Source organism: Geobacter sp. AOG2, assembly GCF_019972295.1.
Classification (GTDB): Bacteria; Desulfobacterota; Desulfuromonadia; order Geobacterales; family Pseudopelobacteraceae; genus Oryzomonas.
Map to the genome: position 1 here is coordinate 1749508 of NZ_BLJA01000001.1, position 10599 is coordinate 1760106.

Consider the following 10599-nt stretch of genomic DNA (forward strand, 5'->3'; position numbering starts at 1 on the left):
TATTAACGGGGCTGGCAGAAGATAGGGCCGTAGCCCCTAATTTGGTCTCCGGATAGCACATAAGGCAGGAGGAAACCGTGACACAACACGCAATAGGCAATCATGAACACCTGAAGAAATCGGAAGCACAGGCGGTACGACAATGACCATACAATTCCATCAAGAAGAGACAAACAGCGTACCATCAAAAGGCACTTCCTCGATCCCGCGATTTCGGCTCTGGCTACTAATCATACCGTTGGCGGTACTCGTGGCCTTTGGCGTGTATCTGTATCTGGGGGGGAAAGCAACCGAGGCCGCCAAACAGACGACGGCAAAGGCTGCTCTTCAGGCCACGCCAGTAACAGCGCAGGCTGCTCGAAAGGCGGATGTGGGCGTCTATATCACAGGTCTTGGCAACGTGACCCCCCTCAACACGGTCACCGTTAAGTCCCGTATAGACGGGCAGCTTATGGACGTGCGCTTCAAGGAGGGACAGACCGTCAATCGTGGTGATCTCCTGGCAATCATTGATCCGCGGCCGTACCAGGTGCAACTGACCCAGGCCGAAGGCCAGATGATCCACGACCAGGAACTATTGAGGAATGCGCGTCTCGACCTGCAACGATATAAGCTTTTATGGCAACAGGACTCCATTTCTAAACAGCAGTTGGACACCCAGGATGCCCTGGTGCGCCAGTATGAAGGGACCGTCAAGGTTGACAAGGGGCAGATAGACAGCGCCAAACTGCAACTGGTCTACAGCAGGATTACGGCGCCCATCAGCGGCAGGGTCGGTCTGCGCCAGGTTGACGCCGGCAACATTATCCATGCCAGCGACACCAATGGTCTGGTGGTGATTACTCAACTCGAGCCAATCACGGTGATATTTCCCGTCCCCGAGGACAGTCTTCCCCAAGTGCTCGGCAAGTTCAGATCAGGGGCAAGCCTTGCGGTGGATGCCTTTGACCGGGAGCAGAAACATAAGCTTGCCACAGGGAAGCTCCTGACCATCGACAACCAGATTGATCCGACCACCGGTACGGTCAAGTTCAAGGCGGTCTTTTCCAACAAGGACAACACCCTGTTCCCGAACCAATTCGTCAATGCCCGCCTGCTGGTTGAGACCCGGCGCAATAGCGTCGTGATCCCGGCCTCGGCCATTCAGCGCGGATCCCAGGGAACCTACATCTACTTGGTAAAGGCAGATAAAACCGTTACTATTCGTCCAGTTACCGTTGGCGTCATCCAGGGCGACGATATCGCCGTCACCTCCGGCCTCGAAGCGGGCGAGATGGTGGTGGTGGACGGTGCTGAACGCCTGAGGGAGGGCAGCAAGGTGGAGGTCCGGGAAGCTGGCCGTCAGCGGAGTCTTGGTGGTTCTAAAGGGGCGGCTGTCCCCGGAAGTCCGCAAAGTCCGGGCGAACATCGGGAAGAGGGACAGAAATAAAAGGATCCCCCTTGTACAAAGGGGGACTTTTTTCACTCAAGGACACCCATGAACATCTCTCGTCTCTTCATATTGCGTCCCGTGGCGACAACATTGCTGATGGTCGCCATCCTGCTGGCCGGTGCCGTTGCCTACAAACAACTGCCGGTAGCGGCGTTGCCGCAGGTAGACTACCCCACCATACAGGTACGCACCTTTTATCCCGGCGCCAGTCCGGACGTGGTTGCGACATCTATCACCGCGCCGCTGGAGCGCCAGTTTGGCCAGATGCCGGGTCTGACCCAGATGACCTCCACCAGCTCCAACGGCTCGTCGGTCATCACGCTCCAGTTCAGCCTGGAGCTCTCCCTGGACGTGGCCGAACAGGAGGTACAGGCAGCCATCAACGCCGGTTTTACCTTCTTGCCCAAGGATTTACCCAATCCGCCGGTCTACAGCAAGGTCAATCCGGCCGACGCGCCGATCATGACCCTGGCGCTTACGTCCGATTCCCTGCCGCTGCCCAAGGTTGAAGACTTGGCGGACACCCGTCTGGCCCAGAAGATATCCCAACTGCCCGGCGTCGGCCTGGTCAGCATCAGCGGCGGCCAGCGTCCGGCGGTGCGGGTCCATGCCAATCCCACTGCCCTGGCCTCCTACAGCCTGACTATGGAAGACCTTCGCAGCTCCATTGCCGCTGCCAACGTCAACCAGGCCAAGGGGGGCTTCGATGGCCCTCGCCAGGCCTATATCATTGGCGCCAATGACCAGCTTTACTCCAGTAAGGACTTCCGGCCGCTGGTGGTGGCCTACAAGAACGGTGCTCCGGTTCGACTCTCCGATGTGGCCGAAGTGGTGGACGACGCCGAGAATCTCAACCAGGCGGCCTGGATCAACAATAGCCCTGCGGTAATACTCAACATCCAGCGCCAGCCGGGAGCCAACGTGATTGAGGTCGTGGACCGGATCAAAAGACTGCTACCCCAACTTCAAACCTCGTTGCCGGCCTCAGTCAAGGTATCGGTGCTGACTGATCGTACCACCACCATTAGGGCCTCGGTACGAGACGTCCAGCACGAAATGCTGTTGGCCATTGCCCTGGTCGTGCTGGTCATCTTCCTGTTCCTGCGCAACTTTGCGGCCACCACCATCCCCAGCGTTGCCGTGCCGTTGTCGCTGGTGGGTACCTTCGGGGTCATGTACCTCCTGGGTTTTAGTTTGAACAATCTCTCCCTAATGGCCCTGACTATCTCCACCGGTTTCGTGGTTGACGACGCCATTGTTATGATCGAGAACATCTCCCGTTACGTGGAGAAGGGAGAAACGCCACTCCAGGCAGCCCTCAAGGGCTCCCAGCAGATCGGTTTTACCATCCTGTCGCTGACCGTCTCGCTGATCGCCGTCCTGATACCGCTGCTCTTCATGGGTGATGTGGTAGGGCGTCTGTTTCGAGAATTCGCCGTCACTCTGGGGGTCACCATCCTGATCTCGGCTGTGGTCTCCCTGACGCTTACGCCCATGATGTGCTCCCGACTGCTCAAACATGTGCCTGAAGAACGTCAAGGCAGATTCTACCACGTTTCACAACTTTTTTTTGACAGGACTATAGCTGCATACGGCAGGACGCTGCAGTGGGTGTTGCGCCACCAGACCGCAACGCTGGTGGTGGCCGTTGGGACCTTGTTGTTGACCGTCGTGCTGTATGTGATGGTACCTAAGGGGTTTTTCCCGGTTCAGGATACCGGGGCCATTCAGGGCATTTCCGAGGCGTCCCAGTCAATCTCCTTCAGTGCCATGGCCGAACGTCAGCAGGAGTTGGCGCGAACTATTCTCAAAGATCCGGCGGTGGAAAGCCTGTCGTCGTTCATCGGGATCGACGGGGTCAACACGACTCTCAATAGCGGACGAATTCTGATAAATCTGAAACCGCTGGAAAAACGGGACGCCAGCGCCAGTGAGGTCATTCGTCGGCTCCAGCCGGAATTGGCCAGGATCAGCGGCATCACGCTCTTCATGCAGCCGGTGCAGGACCTCACCGTGGACGCCAAGGTCAGCCGTACCCAGTTCCAGTACACCCTGGAGGATCCGAACACCGATGAATTGAAGATCCTGGCTCCCCGGATCGTCGAAGCCATGAAGAATCGGCCCGAGCTGCGTGACGTCAGCAGCGATCAGCAGGACCTGGGCCTGCGGGTCAACCTGGATATAGACCGCAACACGGCCGCCCGCTTCGGCATCACCCCCCAGAATATTGACGACGTGCTTTACGATTCCTTTGGTCAGCGCCAAATCTCCACCATCTTTACCGAACTGAACCAGTACCGGGTGGTGCTCGGGGTCAAGCCGGATTTTCGCCAAGGTCCCAGCGGCTTGCAATCGATCTATCTGCGTAGCACCGATGGCGGACAAGTGCCGCTCAGCACCATCACACGCGCCACGGAATCGACCGGGCCGCTGGTGATCAATCGCCAGGGGCAGTTTCCTGCTGTCACGACCTCCTTCAACCTGGCACCCGGCAGGGCGTTGGGTGAGGCGGTGACAGCGGTGGAAGAAGCCACGAAAAGCCTCGGCCTGCCGGCTAGCATCCGGGGAAGTTTCCAGGGGACGGCCCAGGCCTTCAAGGCTTCTCTCTCCAACGAACCGCTGCTGATCCTGGCGGCCCTGATCACGGTCTACATCGTGTTAGGCGTGTTATACGAAAGCTTTATCCATCCGGTTACGATCCTCTCTACTCTGCCGTCGGCCGGGGTAGGGGCGGTCCTGTCTCTTATGGTCTGTCGTACCGATCTGAGCGTAATCGCCATCATCGGTATCATCCTCCTGATCGGTATCGTCAAGAAAAACGGCATCATGATGGTGGACTTTGCCCTGGATGCCGAACGCAATGAAGGCAAGTCCCCGGACGAAGCCATCTACCAGGCCTGTCTCCTGCGCTTCCGGCCAATCATGATGACCACCATGGCCGCACTCCTGGGGGCGCTTCCCCTGGCATTGGGGCACGGGGTTGGCTCGGAATTGCGCCGCCCCTTGGGGATTTCCATCGTTGGCGGCCTGATCTTCAGCCAGATACTGACGCTCTATACTACGCCGGTGATCTACCTGGCCTTTGACCGGTTGGCACGGAGACGAGGGAACCGCCGGGTGACGGATGAAGCGGTCAAGAGCCCCGACCTTACAGCATCATGAACGTCTCAGCTCCCTTCATAAGGCGTCCGGTTGCCACCACACTGCTTACTTTTGGATTGGTGCTGGCCGGGGTGATTGCCTTCCGCCTCCTGCCGGTATCGCCGCTGCCCCAAGTGGATTTCCCGACCATCTCGGTTTCGGCAGCATTGCCCGGCGCCGACCCCGAGACCATGTCCACTTCGGTGGCCGCTCCGCTGGAACGACAGTTCGGTCGCATCGCCGGGGTTACCGAGATGACCTCTACCAGCTATCGCGGCAGCACCAACATCACCATGCAATTTGACCTGAACCGCGATATCGACGGTGCGGCGCGGGACGTGCAAGCAGCCATCAATGCGGCGCGGGGCGATCTCCCTTCCAACCTGACCAGCAACCCCAGCTACCGCAAGGTAAATCCCTCCGATGCGCCGATCCTGATTCTGGCCCTCACTTCAGATACCATGAGCAAACCGCAGATGTACGATGCGGCTTCCTCCATCCTGCAACAGAAGCTCTCCCAGGTTAAGGGGGTTGGCCAAGTCTTCGTGGGAGGGAGTTCGCTGCCGGCTGTGAGGGTGGAGTTGAATCCTCTAGCTCTCAGCAAGTACGGCATCAGTCCGGAAAGTGTGCGGGGCGTACTTGCTGCAACCAACGTCAACCGGCCCAAGGGTGAGGTATCCTCAGGTAACAGGAGCTGGGAGGTCCGAACCAACGATCAGCTTCGTACAGCCCGGGATTATCTGCCGTTGGTGGTGACCTCTCGAAACGGAGCAGTGGTCAGGCTGGCCGATGTGGCCACGGTCGACGATTCGGTGGAAGACTTGCGTTCCACCGGACTGGTCAACGGTAAACCGGCGGTCATGGTGATTGTCTTTCGCCAGCCGGGAGCCAACATCATCGAGACGGTGGACAATGTGCGCAGTCTTTTGCCGCAGCTTGGAGCGTCCCTGCCGGGAGCCATCGATTTGTCGGTTGTCCTTGACCGCACTCCACCCATACGCGGTTCCCTGCGGGATGTGGAGAGGTCCCTCATTATTTCGGGGCTGCTGGTCATCCTGGTGGTGTTCTGGTTTCTGCGTAATGTCCGCGCCACGCTTATCCCCGCCGTGGCCGTGACCACATCGATCATCGGCACCTTTGCGGTGATGTACCTGTTCGGCTACTCCCTGGACAATCTGTCGCTTATGGCCCTGACCATCGCCACCGGATTCGTGGTGGACGACGCCATCGTGGTGCTGGAAAATATTACTCGCTACCGCGAACAGGGGCAATCACCGCTTCAGGCGGCCTTATCCGGCTCCAGGGAGATCGCCTTCACGGTCCTCTCCATGAGCGTCTCCCTGGTGGCTGTATTCATCCCCATCCTGCTGATGGGGGGGATGGTAGGGCGTTTGTTCCGGGAATTTGCCGTAACCCTCTCGGCAGCGATCATGGTTTCTCTGCTGGTGTCACTAACTGTAACTCCCATGATGTGCGCCACGTTGCTCAAGCCTGAAGGAAAACGGGAACACGGCATCATTTACCGGACCAGTGAGGGGATGTTTACCCGGCTTCACAAGGGCTATGAACTAACCCTGGCCTGGGCGTTACGCCACTCCCGCCTCATGCTCCTCATAACGCTGGCCACCGTTGGGGTGAATGTGCTCCTGTTTATTCTCGTGCCCAAGGGGTTCTTCCCCGAGCAGGACACCGGCCGCATTCTGGGAAGGATTCAGGCGGCTCAGGATACCTCCTTCCAGGCCATGGAACGGAAACTGGCCCAGATCGTGGCTATCGTCAAATCCGACCCTGATGTGGTGTATGTGACCGGTTTTACCGGCGGAGGAGGGGGAGGAGGCTCGACCACCAACACCGGTCGGATGTTCATCGCTCTGAAGCCGTTCGAGAAACGCGCATCCACTGCCAATGACGTTATCAAAAGGTTACGCGGCAAGCTGATGAGTGTACCGGGCGCCCCCACTTTTCTGGCACCGGTCCAGGACCTGCGGGTCGGCGGCAGGATAAGCAACGCCCTGTACCAGTACACCTTGCAGGGGACCGACCTGAACGAACTCAACACCTGGTCCCAGCGTGTGCTCCAGAAACTGCGCACAGTTCCCCAGGTGGTGGATCTGAGCAGCGATCTGCAAAACAAGGGGAGACAGGCAGACCTGGTGATAGATCGTCCCACGGCGGCCCGTCTGGGCATAACCCCCCAGATGATCGACAACACCCTCTACGACGCCTTCGGCCAGCGCCAGGTATCCATCTCCTATACCCTGCTCAACCAGTACCATGTTGTTATGGAGGTCGATCCTGCTTTCTGGCAGCGTCCCGATACGCTACGGGACATCTATGTGACGTCCACCAGCGGCAAACAGGTACCGCTCTCCGCATTCACCCACTACGAACCGTCCGCCACGGCCCTGGCGGTGAACCATCAAGGGCAGTTTCCGTCCATCACCTTGTCGTTTAATCTGGCTCCCGGCGTGGCCTTGGGGGACGCGGTCAAGTCCATAGAAGCCACCACCCGGCAGATGGGGATGCCGGCCGCCATCCGCGGCAGCTTTCAGGGTACGGCCCAAGCCTTCAAGGATTCGCTCAACAACCAGCCATTATTGATACTGGCGGCACTGATGGCGGTCTACATCGTGCTGGGGGTGTTGTACGAAAGCTATATTCACCCCATCACCATCCTCTCTACACTGCCGTCGGCAGGGGTGGGTGCCGTGGCAGCACTGATGCTTTTCCGTACCGATTTGAGTCTGATTGCCATCATCGGCGTAATCCTGTTGATCGGCATTGTGAAGAAGAACGGCATCATGATGGTGGATTTTGCCATTGCGGCCGAGCGCAATGAGGGGAAAAGCCCTGAAGAGGCGATCTATGAGGCCTGTCTGCTCCGCTTCCGGCCGATCATGATGACCACCATGGCCGCACTTCTGGGAGCGCTTCCCCTGGCATTGGGGCACGGGGTTGGCTCGGAATTGCGCCGCCCCTTGGGGATATCCATCGTTGGCGGCCTGATCTTCAGCCAGATGTTGACGTTGTATACCACCCCGGTGGTGTATCTCTATATGGACCGTTTCAGAATGTGGGTGGCGAAGATGCGGGGGCGGCGGAAGAGAATAGTTCAGATGTAACCGTTCGAAAAGAGGCTCGAACACTTATTGGTGGGGATACGGCCAATGGGTGCTGGCGTTTTCGCATGTTGTACAGCAATGACGTTCCAGTTGGGAAAGGATATACCATGATCGACAGACAATCACGCTATCGTCGTTGCCGCTTCCTGGCGGGAGCACTCATGCTTCTGACGGGCTGCACGGTCGGCCCGAATTACGTTCGGCCTGTAGCAGTGCCGGTCATGCCGGCATCCTACAAGGAGGTGAACGGCTGGAAACCGGCACAGCCGGGAGACGAAGCCATCAAGGGGGAGTGGTGGCGGATATTTAACGATCCCCTGTTGAACAGGTTGGAAGGACAGGTTGCCCTCTCGAACCAAAACATCCTTGCAGCCGAGGCCGCCTTTCGCCAGGCCAGCGCCTTGATCCAGGAAGCCAAGGCCGGTTATTATCCAACGGTCTCGGCCGGTGCCTCGGTTGCACGCACCCATCAGTCCGGTACCATCGGCACATCTGCAAAGACCACCACCTCCTACACGCTTCCGGTCGATATCTCATGGGAGATCGACATCTGGGGGCGCGTACGCCGCAGCGTGGAGGCGAGCAGGGCGAGCGCCCAGGCCAGTGCGGCCGATCTGGCGGCGCTCCGCCTGAGCAGCCAGGCTCAGCTTGCCGAGGCATATTTTGAACTGCGTATGCAGGACTCCCAGAAAGAATTCCTGGATGCTTCGGTATCCTACTATCAGAAAACCCTGGAACTGACCAGAAACCGCTACGCCGGCGGGGTAGCGGCCAAGTCGGACGTGCTCCAGGCCGAGACCCAGCTCAAGAGCACTCAGGCGCAGGCCATCGACCTGGGCGTGCAACGCGCCCAGTACGAACATGCCATTGCTCTCCTGATCGGCAAGCCGGCTTCGGATTTCAGCCTGCCTGCCGCCCCGCTTACCGCGGTTCCACCTCCCATCCCCTTGGGAGTGCCGTCGACGCTGCTCGAACGAAGGCCCGACATCGCCGCCGCGGAACGGCGGATGGCGGCGGCCAATGCCCAGATCGGCGTGGCTGAAGCCGCTTGGTACCCGTCCATCACGTTGAGCGCATCGGGCGGCCTGGAAACAACGAGCTTTTCCCGTTGGTTCAGTTGGCCGAGCCGCTTCTGGTCGGTAGGCCCCGCGGTTTCGGAAACCCTGTTCGATGGCGGGGCGCGCAGCGCCCAGACCGAACAGGCGCGGGCCGCCTTCGACGCCGAGGTGGCAACCTATCGCCAGACTGTGTTGACCGGTTTTCAGGAGGTGGAGGATAATCTGGCTGCGTTGCGTATCCTGGAAAAGGAAGCCACGGTGCAGGACGAGGCGGTGCAGGCGGCTCGGCAATCCGTCATCGTTGCCGAGAACCAGTACAAGGCGGGAATCACCAGTTATTTGACCGTATTGACCGCCCAGACAGCCCAACTTACCAACGAGCGGACCGCCATTGCTATTCGCGGCAGCCGCATGACTGCCGGTGTACTGCTGATAAAGGCGCTGGGAGGCGGATGGGATGCTTCATACCTGCAAAAAGCGGATTAGTAAACCTTAAAGATTGACCACGGAGTTGGCGGCCGTTGGCATGGGGGCAGATCGCTTCGGTTGAGTTCATACGTAAAGAAGGTTCCGGCACAGTTTTCTGGGCCGCCGAGATACTTGCTGATTTCATTGACAAGGGTTGAGTGGAAGAGCAGTTGACAGGGTATCTTTTCACCGTCGAATAGCTCTTGACGCTTAGGCTGTTTTTTCAGCCAGTCCATGAGTTCCTTTTAAGCCTGTCATTATCAAATTTGTCGTTAAGGCTACCGTATTCGTTTCGGCAAGGCGTGTCTTGATATCTGCCGGTGGGAAGATGCTCGTCGCGGCGTTTTCGGTATGTATGGTTTCTTTTTGGCGGCATGTTTGTGTCTGCTTTTTCGCGTGGACTTGGCAGGTAACGGTTTTTCCGTTTGTTTTGCTGTCTCTAGTGAAGAGTTTCTCTCCTTTTTCGCACTCCGTTCGTTCCAGATTTTGGCTTGATTAAGCGTTTCTTGGGCTCTTGCGGCTTTTTCGGCAGCCAGTCGGGCTTCTTTTCCCTTCTCCCATTCAGCCTTGAATGTCGTAATTCGCTCCAACTCTTCTTTTGCAAACTGTTCTTTCAGTTGGGCAAGCTTCTCCGATGAAGATAGTTCTTTTGTCCTGTTTTGCTCTGGTGCGACGACAGTAGGGAGCATAGGACGTTCCAGGGGGACCTTGTTTTGAACCGGTTTTTCTTCGACATGTGTTTCCCGTGAGGCGGCTTGTGAAGTCTCAGTCTGTTCCTGGCGCATTTTTGCAAGGGCAGCTTTGACTTCAGCAAATGTGACCACCGGTTGCGGTACGGCTTTGACGCCTCCAAAAGGGATGGTTACGCCCAGGGTATACTCAAACGCGCTGGCATTGGCCACGACGTGGCGCACATCCGCCCGCAAAGCCAGCCGGTCGTACAGGAAGTATTTTACACCGGCCCCGTAGTCGACGAAACCCATCACTTTACGCGAAACAAGGGCCGAAGGGCCGGACATGTTGTAACCGCCAAGCCCGAACGCCACGAACGGCACGAGTTGCTTGTCCGGCATGAAGTGGTACAACCCTTCGACTCCATACTTGAAGATGGCGACATTCTTGTCCGTCACCAGCTTGGATGAGGTGATCGAGTAGTCCAGCCCGGCTTCAACCCCGATGTTGTCCGTAAGATTGTAGCCACCCTTCAAGGAATACATGGGGGCTGTTTCGAGATGCTGGCCGCCATCGTAGGTATATCCTCCGATCATGGGAGAAATCGAGAACTGCCCCTCCGATACGGCCCCGAACACCGTGCCGGAGAATACCAGTACCAAGAAGGATATGGCCGCAAATGCATACACTCTTTTCAAGAAACACC

The 10599-nt window shown here is 58.0% G+C and carries 5 protein-coding genes; 4 read left to right on the forward strand and 1 reads right to left on the reverse strand.

The genetic code is table 11. The features are described 5' to 3' along the window. Positions 1-142: 142 nt before the first annotated feature. The 4 genes from LDN12_RS07900 to LDN12_RS07915 all read left to right on the forward strand — a co-directional run bounded on the left by LDN12_RS07900 (position 143) and on the right by LDN12_RS07915 (position 9239). Positions 143-1429: an MdtA/MuxA family multidrug efflux RND transporter periplasmic adaptor subunit gene (locus LDN12_RS07900; RefSeq protein WP_223922123.1), complete on the forward strand. Its 1287-nt coding sequence runs from the start codon at positions 143-145 to the stop codon at positions 1427-1429. A gap of 48 nt (positions 1430-1477) precedes the next feature. Next, positions 1478-4594, forward strand: coding sequence for an MdtB/MuxB family multidrug efflux RND transporter permease subunit (locus LDN12_RS07905; RefSeq protein ID WP_223922124.1), 3117 nt, complete (start codon positions 1478-1480; stop codon positions 4592-4594). Then, the gene (locus tag LDN12_RS07910; RefSeq protein ID WP_223922125.1) at positions 4591-7695 is read left to right on the forward strand and encodes a multidrug efflux RND transporter permease subunit; all 3105 of its coding nucleotides are present in this window, start codon (positions 4591-4593) and stop codon (positions 7693-7695) included. Before LDN12_RS07905 ends, LDN12_RS07910 begins: the two co-directional genes overlap by 4 nt. A 107-nt stretch (positions 7696-7802) precedes the next feature. Beyond that, positions 7803-9239, forward strand: a complete 1437-nt coding sequence (locus LDN12_RS07915) for an efflux transporter outer membrane subunit (RefSeq protein ID WP_223922126.1) — start codon at positions 7803-7805, stop codon at positions 9237-9239. Positions 9240-9499: 260 nt separating this feature from the next. Here the strand turns inward: LDN12_RS07915 and LDN12_RS07920 are convergent. After that, a partial coding sequence (locus tag LDN12_RS07920) for a porin family protein (RefSeq protein WP_223922127.1) occupies positions 9500-10599 on the reverse strand: 1100 nt, incomplete at its 5' end.

Coding starts and splice junctions, on each gene's coding strand:
- LDN12_RS07900 (WP_223922123.1), top strand. CDS start 143: ATGACCATACAATTCCATCAAGAAGAGACAAACAGCGTACCATCAAAA.
- LDN12_RS07905 (WP_223922124.1), top strand. CDS start 1,478: ATGAACATCTCTCGTCTCTTCATATTGCGTCCCGTGGCGACAACATTG.
- LDN12_RS07910 (WP_223922125.1), top strand. CDS start 4,591: ATGAACGTCTCAGCTCCCTTCATAAGGCGTCCGGTTGCCACCACACTG.
- LDN12_RS07915 (WP_223922126.1), top strand. CDS start 7,803: ATGATCGACAGACAATCACGCTATCGTCGTTGCCGCTTCCTGGCGGGA.